We start from the raw sequence: 15919 nt of genomic DNA, 5'->3' as shown, positions 1-15919 counted from the left end.
CGCTCACTTTTTTGCATAAAAAAACCATCCGCCGTGGGATGGTTTTAGTTTGTGAATTCTTTAACAATTATTTCTTCAATGCCTCATTAACGTCTTTAGCAGTTTTTACTGTTCCGTCTTTGGCAGCTTTTGCAGCAGCTTCTGCCTTGTCTGCAGCTTTTTTAGTGGCTTCTTTTACATCTTGTGCAGCTTTGGTTGTAGCGTCTTTTACATCCTGAGCAGCATTTTGAGAAGCTTCTTTCGCATTTGCGGCAGCATTTTCAGCCTTAATTACAGCACTATCCTTTGCCTGTTCGATATCTGTAGTCAAGGTGTCAACTTTGTTTCCAAGCGTTAATTCATCTTCTCCTGGTTTTGGTTCTTTCTTCTCACAAGATTGAACAGCGAATGCTAACAAAGCAACTACAGCTAAGCTTAAAATTTGTTTTTTCATAATGAATCAATTTTTTTTAGGTTATAAAATTTAAAGGTTATAAAGCTGAAAAATAAAGATACAAATTTTAAAATGATTGCGCGCTTTGTAAGATTATTTTCCTTTTGACTAGAAGACAATTCCCGTGCCAAAAATTATGATTTAAAAGTTTACTCCTAAAGTTTTTTAAGAATTAAAAGGTTTCCATAAATACTTAGTAACTTTGCACCATGCAAATCGAGAAAAAAGACATAAGAGCCTTATCAAAAGATCAATTACGAGATTTTTTTGTCGCAAATAATGACAAAGCTTTTCGTGGAAATCAAGTCTATGAATGGTTGTGGAGCAAGGGAGCACATAGTTTTGAGGATATGACGAATGTTGCCAAAACAACTCGTTCTATGCTTGAAGATAATTTTGTTATCAATCACATTAAGGTTGATACCATGCAGCGTAGTAGTGACGGAACCGTAAAAAATGCAGTTCGTCTTCATGATGGTTTGGTAGTCGAATCGGTTTTGATTCCGACCGACACCAGAACAACAGCTTGTGTTTCTAGTCAGGTGGGTTGTAGTTTAGATTGTAATTTCTGCGCAACTTCAAGATTGAAAAGAATGCGGAATCTGGAGCCAGGCGAAATCTACGATCAGATTTTAGCAATCGATAAAGAAAGTCGTTTATACCACAATCACCCCCTTTCAAATATTGTTTTTATGGGAATGGGAGAACCTTTAATGAATTATAATAATGTCATTAAAGCGATTGATATGGTTACATCAACAGAAGGTTTAGGAATGTCACCAAAAAGAATCATGGTTTCGACTTCCGGAATTCCTAAAATGATTAAGAAAATGGCTGATGATGATGTGAAATTTAAATTAGCCGTTTCATTGCATTCGGCAATTGATGAAATTCGTGCCCGAATCATGCCGTTCAGTAAAAATTTCCCTTTATCCGAATTACGTGAAGCCTTAGAATATTGGTATAGAAAAACCAAAAGTAAAATCTCTTACGAATATGTGGTTTGGAAAGGAATTAACGATGACAAAGCTTCAATTGATGCTTTGGTTAAATTCTGTAAATATGTGCCTTGTAAAGTCAACTTAATTGAATATAACCCAATTGACGATGGCGAGTTTCAACAAGCCTCGGAAGAATCTATTTTGGCTTATATAAAAGCTTTGGAGAACATTGGAATCGTGGTAAAAGTACGTCGCAGTCGCGGAAAAGATATTGACGCTGCTTGTGGGCAATTGGCCAATAAAGAAGCTGATGCATAGTTCGATCGTATAAAACAAGATATACTCCGCCAGGAGTTATAGATTGGTAGTAAGTCGCAGTCGCGGAAAAGATATTGACGCCGCTTGTGGGTAATTAGCAAATAAAGAAGCTGATGCATAGTTCCATCGTATAAAACAGGATATACTCCGCTAGGAGTTATAGATTGGTAGTAGCAGTCGCGGAAAAGATATTGACGCTGCCTGTGGGCAATTAGCAAATAAAGAAGCAGAAATGTAATATTCCGTAGGAATATATCTCATCGATAGAAAAAAAATATTGACAATGCGGATGATGTTCCATAGGAACATTTGATATACAAAAAAGCATTAAAAACGAGAGGTCTTCTTGTTCTTAATGCTTTTTTTCTGGGCAAAAAGGGTTATTATTTTTTTAAATCAACCTCTTCCGTTACTCCGTCTTTTGTGATTTTTGCAAGGGTATCGCAACTTCCATCCCCATAATCAACAACTGCTGAGGCTCCATTTTTAGTTACTGTTACAATTCCTTTTACAGCAAATGATTTTTTACATACTGCTTTAAATTGTAAAGGTGTTGTAATTTCAGCTGTATAAGTATCTCCATTAGGGAAAGTAGTAGTGCCACTTCCAGTTACCAAATAAGCATTATCTTCCCAATTAAACCAGGTATCATAACCTTCTACCATTTCTTTAACCAAGGAGCCTTTTCTGGTGTAAATACCTCCGTCATCAAAAGTAATGGTCATATCAATTGCGGCTGTCAAAACTGGATGTGCCGTTGCTAGTAAATCTGTAGTTTTTACAGTTCGAACAATGCTTTTACTACCCTGAAGTTTTTTGCCATTGTGATAAAATCCATCAAAAGTATAACTAATGGTCTGTGTTGAAGCTGAAAAGTCATTAGAGAATGAAATAACCATTTTTCCTTTTACTGTATTTCCGTTTTCAAGTGTACAGCCTTCAACTCCAAAATCGACAGTTCTTGTCCAGGTACTGTTAGTTAAGATTGTTGTGATAACAGCACAACTCGGAAGGAAATTTTTTACCGGCCCGCTAGGTTTATTCGTTACATTTTGTTGTGCGCTAAATTGATCTTCAGCAATATTCGTTACATCATCTATTGAGGCGTCAATTTTAGAATTTGTAATAATTTCGTCTTTTGTAATTGCTGCGGATGATCCGTTATTTGTTTTTTCATCAGAATTACAGCTGATAAAAAAAGATAAAGCCACTAATGTTCCAATAAATAAAAATTTTGTTTTCATAATAATTCGTTTAAGTGATTTTTAAATTAATGAATTCAAATTAGGCTTTAATCAGATTATGTTTTTTTGGTGATTTTTTAAATTAGTACATATTTATTGATATACTAACTTAAAATACACAACGTTTTTTTATTTAAAATAGTATATTTGGAGTCGAAATGAATATTACTTCTCAAATAAAACAACCCATTTTTAACGAGATGGAACTTTTTGAAAAAAAGTTCCATGAATCGATGACTTCAAAGGTTGCATTACTAAATCGTATCACCTATTACATTGTAAATCGAAAAGGAAAACAAATGCGTCCGATGTTTGTTTTTTTGACTGCAAAGATGGTTTCCGGAGGTATTGTAAACGAAAGAACCTATCGTGGTGCATCTGTAATTGAGTTGATTCATACTGCGACTTTAGTTCATGATGATGTGGTAGACGACAGTAATCGCCGTCGCGGATTTTTCTCAATCAATGCGCTTTGGAAAAATAAAATCGCTGTTTTAGTTGGTGATTATTTACTTTCGAAAGGATTATTGCTTTCTATAGATAATGGCGATTTTGATTTGCTTCGAATCATTTCAGTTGCCGTTCGCGAAATGAGTGAAGGAGAATTGCTTCAGATAGAAAAAGCCCGAAGACTTGATATTACCGAAGATATTTATTATGAAATTATCAGAAAAAAGACCGCTACACTTATTGCGGCTTGTTGCGCGCTAGGTGCAAAATCGGTAATTGAAGACGATATTCAGGTGGAGAATATGCGAAAATTTGGAGAGCTAATCGGAATGGCATTTCAAATAAAAGATGATTTATTCGATTATAGCGAAGAAGCAATCGGTAAACCAACCGGAATCGATATTAAAGAGCAAAAAATGACTTTGCCTTTAATTCACGTTTTAAATACTTGTACCCCGCAAGAAAAAAAGTGGCTGATCAACTCCATCAAAAACCACAACAAAGACAAAAAACGTGTCAAAGAAGTTATTGCTTTTGTAAAAGATAATAATGGTTTGGCTTACGCTGAAGACAAAATGGTCGAATTCCAGCAAGAAGCACTTTCTCTACTTCAAAACTTCGAAGATTCTGAGTTTAAATCTGCACTTATTTTAATGGTGAATTACGTTATTGAAAGAAAAAAATAATTTCCTTAATTAGATAATTAGAAAATTTGTTAATTAGATAATTAGTTTTAATTATCTGTTATTCAATGTTTTGTTTTTGTTTTTGGAATTTGGAGATTAAAAAGTTTTAATTTATTTTATTCTCATGCAACCATTTCTCAACCCAACTCGTCTATGCTAATAGAAGTCTGTTAGTAAACCAAAAAACCAAAAGCTTATAAATGAAAATTATTCATTTACATCAAGAAGAAACCAAACTTATAAAGTTGGCTGTCGAAAATAATCGACAAGCACAACAACAGCTATATAGTCGGTTTTCTTCAAAAATGCTGAGTGTTTGTCGACAGTATATTAAAGACATTCAATTGGCCGAAGATGTAATGATTACGGCTTTCATGAAAGTGTTTACTAATCTAAACAAATTTGAACATAAAGGAAGTTTTGAAGGCTGGATTCGCAGAATTATGGTCAACGAATGCATTTCGTATTTAAGAGTTCAGAAGAAAGTCAAATTTGTTGAAGATGAGATTTATGTCGAAGAAAGTTTCAATGCAACAGACAGTCAATTTTCGATAGATCAGATTCAGTTTTTAATTGATGCATTACCCGATGGTTATAAAATGGTTTTCAATTTATACGCCATTGAAGGTTACAAACACAATGAAATTGCTAAGATGTTAGATATTAATGAAGGAACATCGAAATCGCAATTATCGCACGCCAGAAAAATGCTGCAAACACAAATTACTATTTTAAAAAAACAAGATAATGGAACCGAATAATTTTGAAAAGGATTTCCGTGAAAAGCTAAACGAGCGTAAAATTGAACCAAGCGATAAAGCCTGGGATCGGTTAGATGCCATGTTGAGTGTTGCTGAAGAAAAAAAACAATCTACAGTTCGATTTCGCTCGCTGCAAGCTTCGAAAAATAAATGGATTTATATCGCAGCAAGTGTTGTTGGATTTTTATTGGTTGGTACTTTCTTTTTTAATCAGAAAAAAACAGTCGAAAGCCCTAAAAATTCAGTTGTTGTTGAAGAAAAAACAAAAGAAGATTCAGCAATAAAACCTGCATTGAATATAATAGATTCAGTTAAGACGGAAATTGCCGTTTCTCAAAAAGATGGAACTCAAACTTCAGCCAAAATTTCAATTGCAAAAAAAATAAATCCTCATCAAAACCCAATTATAAGCATTAAAAATGAATCAAATCAAATAGCGGAGTCTTCAATCATCGCCAAAAACAATCAGGAAAAACAATCAATCAATAATCAAACTTCAATTGTCGAAAATTCTAAAAGGGAAAATGTAGATCAAATGCTGAATGCAGCCGACAAAACTGTTGTCGCTGAAAATTCGGCTAAGCCAAAATCAAAAGTAAAAGTAAATGCCAACGATTTATTAAATCAGGTCGATGGCGAATTAGAACTTTCCTTTAGAGAAAAAGTCATTACAAAAGTCAATAAGAATTACCAAACGGTAAAAGTGGCATTGGCAAATCGAAATCAGCAAGAATAAAGAATAAAGAATAAAGAATATAGAATAAAGAATATAGAATATAGAATATAGAATATAGAATATAGAATATAGAATATACCAATTAACAATTACATTTTTTAATTAGACATCATCAATCAACAATCAATTTAAAAAATCAATCATGAAAAATTTTACTATTTATCTCGTAATTCTAATCTTTTTGTTTGTTAGCAAAGTGCTTGGTCAGGAAACTTTTGAATCAAAAGCAAAAGAAATCGCCAATAAAATAGAGAAGATTACCAAAGAAGAAAAAGCAACTTTAAAAGAAGAAGTTGAAGCTGTAAACGTGCAGTTGTCTGAAGGAAAAATTACGCAGGAGCAGGCTGACAAACGTAAAAAGGAATTGGCAGAAGCAAGAGCTGTAATTATTGAAGAAAAAGTGACTTTGTCCCAAAATGAATTAAACGATTTGGTCCAACAAAAAGTGGACGGAAAGATAAAAGAACAGGATTCAACAAGAAAAAATAGATTAGTTATCTACTGGGATGAAAAAAACTGGAATAATAAAAAAAGCAAAGACTCGATTCACGGTGAGAGAAGAACGACTTCGCAGTTTGTATTTGCAATGGGTTTGAATAATATGATTGTCGACGGGAAACTTCAGGATTCGAATTATAGTTTTATAGGTTCGCATTTTTACGAATGGGGTTTTACTTATAATTCAAGATTAATGAAAAACGATAATTTATTGCATGCAAAATACGGGCTTTCATTAATGTACAACAACATTCGTCCAACAGACAATCGCAGTTTTGTAGTTAACGGCGAACAGACAAATTTAGAAGTAAATACTATAAATCTGGATGAATCTCGTTTTCGAAACGTATATATTGTATTACCGGTTCATTTAGAATTTGATTTTACAAAACCTAAAGTAAGTAACGGAAAAACCTATTTCAAGACACATGAAAGCTTCCGTTTCGGAATTGGGGGGTATGCAGGAATCAACGTCAAATCGAAACAAATTTTAAAATACGATCAGGACGATTTAGATTATAAAACAACCATTAAAGGAGATTATAATGTAAATAATTTCATTTATGGATTAAGTTCTTACGTGGGTTACAAAGCTTTAAGTTTGTATGTAAAATACGATTTGAATCCATTATTTCAGGATAATTTAGTGGATGAAAAAAATATCTCCTTAGGATTACGTTTGGATTTAAACTAAGAATAAAGCTTGAGTTTAGTTAGTGGAAAAAGCGCTTTGAGAGAGGCGCTTTTTTTATGATTTTCCCTAAAATTTCTTTTATGGAAAACCATAAATTTCAGGATGGATTTATGTATTTTTACAAGCTTTCAACTTTAAAAATATTTTACGTTTTGATCTCACAAAGTACAATTGATTCTGTTTTTGAAACTGCTCGTGTAGAGGAGGTTATTGGTGATTTTGTTAATTTAAAACGTGCCGGAAGTAATTTTAAAGGTTTGAGTCCTTTCTCAGATGAGCGCTCTCCGTCGTTTATGGTGTCGCCGGCGAAAGGGATTTGGAAAGATTTTAGTACAGGAAAAGGAGGGAACTCAGTTAAATTCCTGATGGAACATTCTCAATTTACCTATCCGGAAGCCATTCGCTATTTAGCTAAAAAATACAATATCGAGATTGAAGAGACCGAACAGACTGATGCTGAAAAAGCCATAACAGATGTTCGCGAAAGTATGTATTTAGTTTCGGAATTTGCAAAAGATTATTTTCATAAAACACTTTTAAATTCAGAGGAAGGAAAAGCAATTGGACTTTCTTATTTTAAAGAGAGAGGCTTTACCAATGAAACCATCAAAAAATTTAGTTTAGGATATTCGCCGGAAACCTGGGATGCTCTTACCAAAGAAGCATTGGGTAAAGGATATAAACTGGAATTTCTGGAAAGCACAGGTTTGACAATTCCTCGGGAAGATCGTCCTTTTGATCGTTTTAAAGGGCGCGTAATGTTTCCGATAGAAAGTATGTCGGGGCGTGTTTTGGGTTTTGGAGGACGTATTTTAACGAATGATAAAAAAGCGGCGAAGTACCTAAACTCGCCGGAAAGTGATATTTACCATAAAAGTAAAGTCCTTTACGGGATTTTTCAGGCCAAACAATCCATCGCAAAACAAAATAATTGTTATTTAGTTGAAGGGTATACGGATGTAATCCAGTTTCATCAGGCCGGAATTGAGAATGTTGTAGCGTCTTCAGGAACAGCATTAACGCCAGATCAGATTCGATTAGTGAATCGTCTAACCAGAAATATTACCGTACTTTTTGATGGTGATGCGGCGGGATTAAGAGCTTCTATCCGTGGAATCGATTTGATTTTGGAAGAAGGAATGAACGTAAGGGTTTGTTCTTTTCCTGATGGAGAAGACCCGGACAGTTTTGCCCGAAAAAATTCTCATGATGATTTAGTAGCTTATTTAGAAGAAAACAGCAAAGACTTTATCCAGTTCAAAGCTTCAATTTTGATGAAAGAAGCCAAGAACGATCCTATTAAAAAAGCAGATTTGATTCGGGATATGGTAACGAGTATTTCTAAAATACCAGACCGTATTCAGCGAGAGGTGTATACCCAGGAATGTGCCCGAATAATGGATATCTCGGAGCAGGTTTTAGTAAGTACATTGGCGCAGTTGATTCAAAAAGATCTTGCAGAAGTTAATAAAAAGCAAAAGCAGGACCAAAAACCTTTTCAGGTTTATAGAAACCAAAACCCAAATGCTGGTTTTTCAGGAGGAGACCCGGAAGATCCACGAACAGGGCCGCCAGAGGGTTATCCTGGAGAGTCAGGATATCCGGAACAGCAACAAGCTGAAAAGGTTGATATATTATATCGTTTAGAGCGAAAAGTAATTGAAATTCTATTGCTTTACGGAGATAAAACCGAAGAATTTGAAGATGTCCTTTTGAAAAGCAATGACGAAGGAGAAATCGAAATGGTTACGGAAAAGAAACAATATAAAGTTCACCAGCGTATTTATTTGAGTTTGCAGGAAGATGAAGTCGAGCTTTCTAATAATTTATTCCGTGATATTTTTACAGATATAATGGCATTTTATCACCAAAATGAAAAATTTAGCCTGGAGCAATATTTAATGCGTTTACAGCCTGATTTTGCTCAGGAAGTAACGGATATTTTGATGGAAGATGAAAAAGTAACACTGCACAACTGGGAGGGGCAGAATATTTTCGCAAAAGATAAACAATCAGGTATAGCGCAATATGTTACTGAAACAATTATGTCTATGCGCTGGTTTTTGGTAGATCGAATTATTGAAGAATTAAAAAGCTCTATACAACCTGATAATTCAGATAATACAGAGCTTTTGTCTATGGTTGTCGATTACTCAAAACTAGTTAATTCATTCTCGAAAAAACTCGGAAGAGTAATGTCGAGATACCATTAAATAATTTCTAAAGTCTTCGCTTTGTTAACTAAGTCAACTAAATTAGTAACATTCAACTTAGTCAATAATCTTAATTTGTAGGTACTGATCGTTTTTTCGTTCAGATTTAAGATTTTAGAGATTTCATTGTTCTTTTTACCATCACTTAAATAACGTAAAACTTCAATCTCGCGATTTGACAGTTTTCTGTACAAACGTTCGCTTTTGCTTTGTTTAGCAATTAGAGCCATGTTTTTACGAACAGTTTCGTTGATGATAATTTTTCCTTCGTGTACTTTAATAATAGAAAGACCTAAAGTTTCAAGTTTTTCTGTTTTGTGCACATACCCGGAAACTCCTGCTTTAATAGCATTTGGAGCATACATTTGTTCAGCGAGGTCACTAAAAATTACAATTTTTGTTTTTGGGAAGTTTTTCAGGATTGATTTAACTTCAAAGATGCTCGAAAGACCTTCTAACTCTAAATCTAGAATTAGGATGTCGATCTCCTTCGTTTGAAGAATATCTCTAACCATTGAAAAATTGCCTACATTGGCAACAATTGAAATTTGATCGTGGTCTTTAAAATAAGACTTAACGCCAAAGTGAGTCACAGGATGATTGTCTGCAAGACATACTTTAATCATAATTTTACCTTTTTAGAATTGTTTTATCATGTTTTTGGAGCTGTAAAATTAATAAATAAATTCTGTAATTAATCGAAGGTAAATGTTAAAAAGTTTTATTTTAACGTTTTTGGTATTATGCAGACCGGTATTGCATCCATTTTATGCTTGTTGCTGGTGTTTAACCTTTTATAAATTTCAAAGACAGATTTTTCTCTCCCATTGAAGTCAGCTACCGTCTTTCCTGACTCCGCCACTAACATGGCCCATTCAAGTTCATCATAACTTGCTCCTAATTGGTCTTCATCGGTTCTGTTGTCACCAAATAATCCATCTGTTGGAGCTGCTGTTAAAATTGATTGCGGAATTGCTAAAAATTCGCCAAGAGCGTAAACATCTGATTTCATTAGATCGGCAATCGGGCTTAAATCGACACCTCCATCGCCATATTTAGTATAAAAACCTACTCCAAAATCTTCGACTTTGTTTCCTGTTCCGGCAACTAATAGTCCATGCAATCCAGCTAAATAATATAATGAAGTCATTCGCAAGCGGGCGCGTGTATTAGCCAAAGACAAGCTTACCTTGGCTTCATCATCAGTTTTTGGAACGGAGCCTTTAAAAGCTTCAAAAGTGGCGGTCAAATCTGTTTTTATATCTGAAACGTTTGGAAAACGTTTTTTTAATTGTTCAATATGCTCTCTTCCTCTCGAAACCTGACTTTCAGCCTGATGAATTGGCATTTCTACACATAAAACCTGTAAGCCGGTTTGAGCACACAAGGTAGAGGTTACTGCCGAATCAACTCCGCCGGAAATTCCGATTACAAAACCATTTACTTTTGCGCTGCTAGCATAATTTTTTAACCACTCTACAATATGGGTATTTACTTTTTCTGTCTGAATAGTGCTTTTTTTAGTCATAATAGTTCAAGTTTTAAGATACAGGGATGTATATTTGCACAAATATTTTAAATAAGTGTTTATTTAAATTTATGCAACACAAATCTAATTAAAATAAAATGAAAATATATCGCTTTGCAGTGGTTCTGTGCTTGTTTTTTTTGTCTTGCGATCAAAAAAGTAAAGTAGAAAAAGAAGTTGAAGAAATTCCTGTTGATATTAAAGTAGAACGTTTTGATAAGGCATTTTTTGAGACAAAACCAGAAGATCTCGCGAAAGTAAAAAGACAATATCCTTTCTTTTTTCCAGCAGGAAATAGCGATGCTGTTTGGTTACAGAAAATGCAGGAACCAATTTGGAGAGAAGTATATGAAGAAGTACAGAAGAAATATTCGAATTTTGAGCCTGTACGCGAGGAGTTCAATTCTCTTTTTCAGCATGTGAAATATTATTTCCCTAAAACTAAAACACCTAAAGTAATTACAGTAATTGGAGAAATGGATTATAATGCCAAAGCAATATATGCAGACAGTCTGGTAATTGTTGCTTTGGAATTGTACTTAGGAAAAGATCATAAGTTTTATGAATTCCCGAATTATCTGAAACAGAATTTTGAAGAAAAGCAAATTATGCCAGATGTGGTTTCAAGTTTTGCCTACAGAAATATTCCAGCTTTTCCGGATAGGAATTTAGTTTCTCAAATGATTTTTGAGGGCAAACAATTGTACGCTAAAGATTTGCTTTTGCCTGCATATTCAGATGCTGATAAAATTGGGTATACACCTGAACAGATAAAATGGTGCGAAGAAAATGAAGCGTATATGTGGCGTTATTTTATGGAAAAGGAAATCTTATACAGTGATGATCCTAAATTAACAACCCGATTTATGAAACCAGCGCCGTTTTCTAAGTTTTATTTAGAAATAGATAATGATTCGCCCGGAAGAGTTGGTGCATGGATTGGATGGCAAATGGTACGCTCGTACATGAAGAACAACAATGTTACTTTGCCGGAATTATTAAAAACAGATAATAAAGAGATTTTTGAAAAGTCAAAATATAAACCTAAGAAATAATGTCAGATACAATAAACTCAGAAATTAAATTCAATATAGAATTAGACGAAAACCGTGTTCCGGAAAAATTAACATGGAGCGCACAAGATGGCGGAGTGCAAGCTGAAGAAGCAAAAGCAATAATGTTGTCTATTTGGGACAGCAAAGCTAAAGAAACAATGCGTATTGATTTGTGGACAAAAGATATGCCGGTTGATGAAATGAAAATTTTCTTTCACCAGACTTTAGTGGCAATGTCAGATACTTTTAAGCGTGCAACAGACGATGAAAAAATGTCGGACACAATGAAAGATTTCTGTGATTATTTTGCAGAAAAACTGGAACTTACGAAGTAAAATTTCTTTAAAATTCCAATATAAAAAAATCCCAAATTCCAAGATTTACAATTGGAATTTGGGATTTTTATTTGATTATTTTCTAATGAATAGACCTTTTATTTAAATCTTTAAAAATTCGTTTTAAAGCCCCCAACATTAGGTTATCGGCATTTTTGTAGAACGTTATATTATCTGCGAGTTTATCTGATTTTTCTGTTTGCCACATCGATTCGGTACTTGCTTTTCCGGTAATGCCTACAATATTTTGTGAGTAAATGATTTGTTGCAGGTTTAAATCATATATTTCAAGAGTTACTTCTGCTTCATTTTTTCCAGATTCACTGTCGTATTGGTAAAGTTCTATAGTAGAAAAATCGTTTTTGTTTTTTTTGGTAGAGATATTAATAAAAAAATCAAAACCGGTTCCGTCTTTGAGTTCTTTTAATTTTACATTATTCGGATTGAGGTGAATTTTCCTTGTAACCAATAACCCATTTACATCATTGATGTAGAATACTCTTTCACCTAAGTTTTTTCTAAAGAATTTCAACGATTCAGCTGTCATTTTTTCTTTAGAGTTTTTCGGAGAATCTACTTCGTTTAAAAGCCATTTTCCGGTTGTAAAATCAACGCCGGTTCTTTGTCCGGTCATAAACATATAATGAGGCGTCTGGCATGAAGATAAAAGTAAAGCAAAAACAATTGATAGTAATTTAAAATTCTTCATAACTGTGATTTTATTATTTCAAATGTACCTTAAAAAATAAAACAAATTCTAAATAAAAAAAATCCCAAATTCCAATCTGTAAAATTGGCATTTGGGATTTTCTATTGATTATTTCCTTTTTATTGAAATTTGGAATTTCTAAATTTGGAATTTTAAAATTGACTATTGTTTTTAAAAACCTCTTGATTTACTTCATCAATATACGATAAAAGATCTTCTTTTCCAGTTGACTCTGTAGATGAGGTTACGAAATATTGAGGCATTTCTTCCCAGTTATTGGCAAACATTTGTTTTTTATATGCTGCAATATGGGAGTCAATTTTGGTCTTACTGATTTTGTCTGCTTTTGTAAAAATAATGCAAAAAGGAATTTCGCTTTCACCCATGTACGACATAAATTCAATATCGATATTTTGAGCTTCGTGGCGAATATCAATCAAAACAAAAGCACAAACCAATTGTTCTCTGGTTTCAAAATAATCAGTAATAAATTGCTGGAAAACTGATTTTGTTTTTTTTGATACCTTGGCGTACCCATAACCGGGTAAATCCACTAAAAACCAATTGTTGTTGATTTTGAAATGGTTTATTAATTGTGTTTTTCCAGGTCTGCCTGATGTTTTTGCTAAATTTTTATGATTGGTAAGCATATTGATCAACGACGACTTGCCCACGTTTGATCTTCCGATAAAAGCATATTCCGGCAAAAATTCTGCAGGGCATTTTGCCACTTCAGAATTGCTGACAATAAATTCGGCGGTTGTAATTTTCATGTTTTTTGTTTTTAAACCTCCTAAAAGTCGAAAGTTAGATGCTATAAATTCTTTTTAACGAGCCATTCTTCAAGAAGTTTGTTGAATTCCTGAGGATGTTCCATCATAGCAGCGTGTCCACATTTGTCTATCCAATACAAAGTTGAATTAGGCAATAATTTATCAAATTCTTCGGCAACATTTGGTGGCGTAACAGCGTCATTTTTACCCCAAATAATACAGGTTTCCACTGTCATTTTTGGTAAATCTTTGGCCATATTGTGACGAATTGCGCTCTTGGCAATCGTTAAGGTTTTAATTAATTTGATACGGTCATTAACAGTTGCGTAAACTTCATCAATAAGTTCGGGAGTAGCAATTGACGGATCATAAAACACATCTTCTGCTTTCTTTTTGATGTATTCATAATCACCTCTTTTTGGGTAACTGTCTCCCATAGCGCTTTCGTAAAGACCAGAACTTCCGGTAATTACAAGTCCCGCCACTTTTTCAGGATATAATTTTGTATGATAAAGTGCAATATGTCCACCTAACGAATTACCTAATAAAATTACCTGATCAAAGCCTTTAAAAGTGATGAAGTCTTTTACGTATTTCGCAAAGCTTTTCACATTGGTTTTCAAAATGCTTTGAGTATATATTGGCAAATCCGGGATGACAACTTTGTATCCTTTTGTTGGGAAATATTCGGCTACAGCATCAAAGTTGCTAAGGCCTCCCATTAAGCCATGTAAAATAACGATAGGAGTTCCTTCTCCAGCTTCATAATAGCTGTATTTGCCTTCTTTTTTGTAGTGTTTGTCCATCTAATTTAATGCCAATTTCAATTTGGACAAATATAGGGTTTAATAAATAAAAATGAATTTTTGCTATCGTTTTTTAACTAGATAATTTTCGTAGAATATCTAAGTGCTTAAAAATCAGATTTTAGAGGTGTTTTTGGTGGAATTGCTAAATGTTAAGAAATATGTATAATAGACATTTTTTTAAGAAAAATGGTGCGTAATTTTTTTGATTGATTAATGTAATTGGGAATTCAGTAATAATTAGCTAAGGGATTGATTGATCGTAATTTAGGCGTAGTGGTAGGAAAGTGGTTAAACTTATTAACAAAGTGGTATATTGTGGTAAAATGTGGTAATATTTTTATATTTTTGTCCTATAACATATTAATTGATTTTTCTTGAACACAATTGTTGGAACATATGAGTGTAAAGTCGATGCTAAAGGAAGGCTAATGATGCCTGCGCCTTTGAAAAAGCAATTGGCTTCTTCTCTTCAGGACGGATTCGTTTTGAAGCGCTCTGTTTTTCAACCGTGTTTAGAATTGTATCCGATGGATGAATGGAATCTGATGATGCAAAAAATAAATAAGCTGAATCGTTTTGTAAAAAAGAACAACGATTTCATTCGAAGATTTACTGCCGGTGTTAAAATGGTAGAAATTGATGCATTAGGAAGATTATTGGTGCCAAAAGATTTGGTAGCTTTTTCAGGTATTGCTAAAGATGTGGTTTTTTCATCTGCGGTTAATATTGTGGAAATTTGGGATAAGGATTTATATGAAAAATCAATAAGCGGCGAAGATATGGATTTTGCAGATTTAGCCGAAGAAGTAATGGGAAATATTAATGACGACGACAATGGAATATCATAATCCGGTTTTACTTCATCCTACAGTTGATGGTTTAAATATTAAACCTGACGGCATTTATGTAGATGTTACGTTTGGAGGCGGTGGTCATTCAAGGGAAATTTTGAAGAGATTGGGACCAAACGGAAAATTATTTGCTTTTGATCAGGATGAAGATGCGCTTGTAAATGCATTGCCGGACGAAAGGTTTACCTTAATTAATGAGAATTTTAGATTTATAAAAAGGTTTTTACGTTTTCACGGAGTAAAAAGTGTTGACGGAATCTTGGCTGATTTAGGGGTTTCATCACATCAGTTTGATGTTCCGGAAAGAGGATTCTCCACAAGATTTGATGCCGAGCTTGATATGCGGATGAGTCAGAAAAATGATTTGAATGCTTACCGGGTGGTTAACGAATATGAAGAACAGGATTTACGTCGTGTTTTTTTTGATTATGGGGAGTTGAAAAATGCACCAGTTTTAGCAAGAACAATTGTAGAAGCAAGAGAGAAATACCCAATCAAAACGACAGATGAATTAAAAGATGTTTTGGCAAAATATTTACCTGAAAGAGTAAAGAATAAAATATTAGCTCAGATTTATCAGGCGATTCGAATTGAAGTAAATCAGGAAATGGATGTTTTAAAAGAGTTTATTGAGCAATCATTAGAAATTTTGAATCCGGGTGGAAGATTTTCAGTTATCTCATATCATTCTTTAGAGGACAGATTGGTAAAAAGATTTATCAAAAACGGAATGTTTGAAGGAGAGCCGGAACGTGATTTTTATGGAAACTTTTCAGTTCCATTTAAAACGATCGGAAAATTGATTGTTCCGGATGATGCAGAGATCAAAATAAACAATAGAGCAAGAAGTGCGAAATTAAGAATTGCAGAGAAGATATAATATTA

The 15919-nt window shown here is 33.7% G+C and carries 17 protein-coding genes; 10 read left to right on the top strand and 7 right to left on the bottom strand.

The features are described from left to right. Positions 1–67 precede the first annotated feature (67 nt). Entirely contained in the window at positions 68–433 is a 366-nt protein-coding gene (locus IHE43_RS22055) for a hypothetical protein (RefSeq protein WP_192185888.1), read from the bottom strand. Positions 434–642: 209 nt separating this feature from the next. Here IHE43_RS22055 and rlmN point away from each other — a divergent pair, with 209 nt between their 5' ends. Further along, positions 643–1692, top strand: a complete 1050-nt coding sequence (gene rlmN / locus IHE43_RS22050) for a 23S rRNA (adenine(2503)-C(2))-methyltransferase RlmN (RefSeq protein ID WP_192185887.1) — start codon at positions 643–645, stop codon at positions 1690–1692. A 383-nt stretch (positions 1693–2075) separates the two neighbouring features. Here the strand turns inward: rlmN and IHE43_RS22045 are convergent, their stop codons facing one another. Further along, the gene (locus IHE43_RS22045; protein ID WP_192185886.1) at positions 2076–2936 is read right to left on the bottom strand and encodes a hypothetical protein; all 861 of its coding nucleotides are present in this window, start codon (positions 2934–2936) and stop codon (positions 2076–2078) included. Positions 2937–3094: 158 nt separating this feature from the next. On the opposite strand from IHE43_RS22045, the gene IHE43_RS22040 reads away from it, so the two are divergent. The 5 genes from IHE43_RS22040 (at position 3095) to dnaG (ending at position 8974) form a co-directional block, all read left to right on the top strand. After that, positions 3095–4072 carry a polyprenyl synthetase family protein gene (locus IHE43_RS22040; protein WP_192185885.1) on the top strand — a complete coding sequence of 326 codons (978 nt, stop codon included), beginning with the start codon at positions 3095–3097 and terminating at the stop codon, positions 4070–4072. Positions 4073–4272: 200 nt separating this feature from the next. Continuing rightward, complete coding sequence (locus tag IHE43_RS22035) at positions 4273–4833, top strand: RNA polymerase sigma factor (RefSeq protein ID WP_192185884.1); 561 nt, start codon at positions 4273–4275, stop codon at positions 4831–4833. After that, entirely contained in the window at positions 4820–5569 is a 750-nt protein-coding gene (locus IHE43_RS22030) for a hypothetical protein (protein WP_192185883.1), read from the top strand. Before IHE43_RS22035 ends, IHE43_RS22030 begins: the two co-directional genes overlap by 14 nt. A 142-nt stretch (positions 5570–5711) precedes the next feature. Continuing rightward, positions 5712–6761, top strand: a complete 1050-nt coding sequence (locus IHE43_RS22025; protein ID WP_192185882.1) for a hypothetical protein — start codon at positions 5712–5714, stop codon at positions 6759–6761. A 152-nt stretch (positions 6762–6913) separates the two neighbouring features. Next, the gene (gene dnaG, locus IHE43_RS22020) at positions 6914–8974 is read left to right on the top strand and encodes a DNA primase (RefSeq protein WP_192188272.1); all 2061 of its coding nucleotides are present in this window, start codon (positions 6914–6916) and stop codon (positions 8972–8974) included. On the opposite strand, the gene IHE43_RS22015 is transcribed toward dnaG, so the two are convergent. Both IHE43_RS22015 and nadE read right to left on the bottom strand, forming a co-directional pair. Continuing rightward, positions 8971–9600, bottom strand: a complete 630-nt coding sequence (locus tag IHE43_RS22015) for a response regulator transcription factor (protein WP_026730588.1) — start codon at positions 9598–9600, stop codon at positions 8971–8973. The two genes, dnaG and IHE43_RS22015, sit on opposite strands and share 4 nt — an antisense overlap. A gap of 95 nt (positions 9601–9695) precedes the next feature. Continuing rightward, positions 9696–10502, bottom strand: a complete 807-nt coding sequence (nadE, locus tag IHE43_RS22010; RefSeq protein WP_192185881.1) for an NAD(+) synthase — start codon at positions 10500–10502, stop codon at positions 9696–9698. A 98-nt stretch (positions 10503–10600) separates the two neighbouring features. Here nadE and gldB point away from each other — a divergent pair, with 98 nt between their 5' ends. Both gldB and gldC read left to right on the top strand, forming a co-directional pair. Further along, entirely contained in the window at positions 10601–11557 is a 957-nt protein-coding gene (gene gldB, locus IHE43_RS22005) for a gliding motility lipoprotein GldB (RefSeq protein ID WP_192185880.1), read from the top strand. Continuing rightward, the gene (gldC, locus tag IHE43_RS22000) at positions 11557–11892 is read left to right on the top strand and encodes a gliding motility protein GldC (RefSeq protein ID WP_026985662.1); all 336 of its coding nucleotides are present in this window, start codon (positions 11557–11559) and stop codon (positions 11890–11892) included. Before gldB ends, gldC begins: the two co-directional genes overlap by 1 nt. A gap of 82 nt (positions 11893–11974) precedes the next feature. Here the strand turns inward: gldC and IHE43_RS21995 are convergent, their stop codons facing one another. The 3 genes from IHE43_RS21995 to IHE43_RS21985 form a co-directional block, all read right to left on the bottom strand. Beyond that, positions 11975–12601, bottom strand: a complete 627-nt coding sequence (locus IHE43_RS21995) for a hypothetical protein (protein WP_192185879.1) — start codon at positions 12599–12601, stop codon at positions 11975–11977. A gap of 152 nt (positions 12602–12753) precedes the next feature. Then, positions 12754–13374 (bottom strand): ribosome biogenesis GTP-binding protein YihA/YsxC, encoded by a 621-nt coding sequence (yihA, locus tag IHE43_RS21990; RefSeq protein ID WP_026985664.1) that lies wholly within the window; start codon positions 13372–13374, stop codon positions 12754–12756. 41 nt (positions 13375–13415) lie between these two features. Next, on the bottom strand, positions 13416–14180 hold the full coding sequence (locus IHE43_RS21985; RefSeq protein WP_192185878.1) for an alpha/beta fold hydrolase: 765 nt from the start codon (positions 14178–14180) through the stop codon (positions 13416–13418). Between the two features lie 377 nt (positions 14181–14557). On the opposite strand from IHE43_RS21985, the gene mraZ reads away from it, so the two are divergent. Then, positions 14558–15031 (top strand): division/cell wall cluster transcriptional repressor MraZ, encoded by a 474-nt coding sequence (mraZ, locus tag IHE43_RS21980; protein ID WP_056194701.1) that lies wholly within the window; start codon positions 14558–14560, stop codon positions 15029–15031. Then, the gene (gene rsmH / locus IHE43_RS21975) at positions 15006–15914 is read left to right on the top strand and encodes a 16S rRNA (cytosine(1402)-N(4))-methyltransferase RsmH (protein ID WP_192185877.1); all 909 of its coding nucleotides are present in this window, start codon (positions 15006–15008) and stop codon (positions 15912–15914) included. Before mraZ ends, rsmH begins: the two co-directional genes overlap by 26 nt. Positions 15915–15919 lie beyond the last annotated feature (5 nt).

It is taken from the genome of Flavobacterium sp. MDT1-60 (assembly GCF_014844035.1).
GTDB lineage: Bacteria > Bacteroidota > Bacteroidia > Flavobacteriales > Flavobacteriaceae > Flavobacterium.
The sequence above is the reverse complement of the archived record's forward strand: the minus strand, read 5'-3'. Positions and strand labels throughout refer to the sequence as shown.

Bases quoted from the DNA above. Each gene is read 5' to 3' on its own strand.
- IHE43_RS22055 (WP_192185888.1), bottom strand. From the start codon at position 433: ATGAAAAAACAAATTTTAAGCTTAGCTGTAGTTGCTTTGTTAGCATTC.
- rlmN (WP_192185887.1), top strand. From the start codon at position 643: ATGCAAATCGAGAAAAAAGACATAAGAGCCTTATCAAAAGATCAATTA.
- IHE43_RS22045 (WP_192185886.1), bottom strand. From the start codon at position 2,936: ATGAAAACAAAATTTTTATTTATTGGAACATTAGTGGCTTTATCTTTT.
- IHE43_RS22040 (WP_192185885.1), top strand. From the start codon at position 3,095: ATGAATATTACTTCTCAAATAAAACAACCCATTTTTAACGAGATGGAA.
- IHE43_RS22035 (WP_192185884.1), top strand. From the start codon at position 4,273: ATGAAAATTATTCATTTACATCAAGAAGAAACCAAACTTATAAAGTTG.
- IHE43_RS22030 (WP_192185883.1), top strand. From the start codon at position 4,820: ATGGAACCGAATAATTTTGAAAAGGATTTCCGTGAAAAGCTAAACGAG.
- IHE43_RS22025 (WP_192185882.1), top strand. From the start codon at position 5,712: ATGAAAAATTTTACTATTTATCTCGTAATTCTAATCTTTTTGTTTGTT.
- IHE43_RS22015 (WP_026730588.1), bottom strand. From the start codon at position 9,600: ATGATTAAAGTATGTCTTGCAGACAATCATCCTGTGACTCACTTTGGC.
- nadE (WP_192185881.1), bottom strand. From the start codon at position 10,502: ATGACTAAAAAAAGCACTATTCAGACAGAAAAAGTAAATACCCATATT.
- gldB (WP_192185880.1), top strand. From the start codon at position 10,601: ATGAAAATATATCGCTTTGCAGTGGTTCTGTGCTTGTTTTTTTTGTCT.
- gldC (WP_026985662.1), top strand. From the start codon at position 11,557: ATGTCAGATACAATAAACTCAGAAATTAAATTCAATATAGAATTAGAC.
- IHE43_RS21995 (WP_192185879.1), bottom strand. From the start codon at position 12,601: ATGAAGAATTTTAAATTACTATCAATTGTTTTTGCTTTACTTTTATCT.
- yihA (WP_026985664.1), bottom strand. From the start codon at position 13,374: ATGAAAATTACAACCGCCGAATTTATTGTCAGCAATTCTGAAGTGGCA.
- IHE43_RS21985 (WP_192185878.1), bottom strand. From the start codon at position 14,180: ATGGACAAACACTACAAAAAAGAAGGCAAATACAGCTATTATGAAGCT.
- rsmH (WP_192185877.1), top strand. From the start codon at position 15,006: ATGACGACGACAATGGAATATCATAATCCGGTTTTACTTCATCCTACA.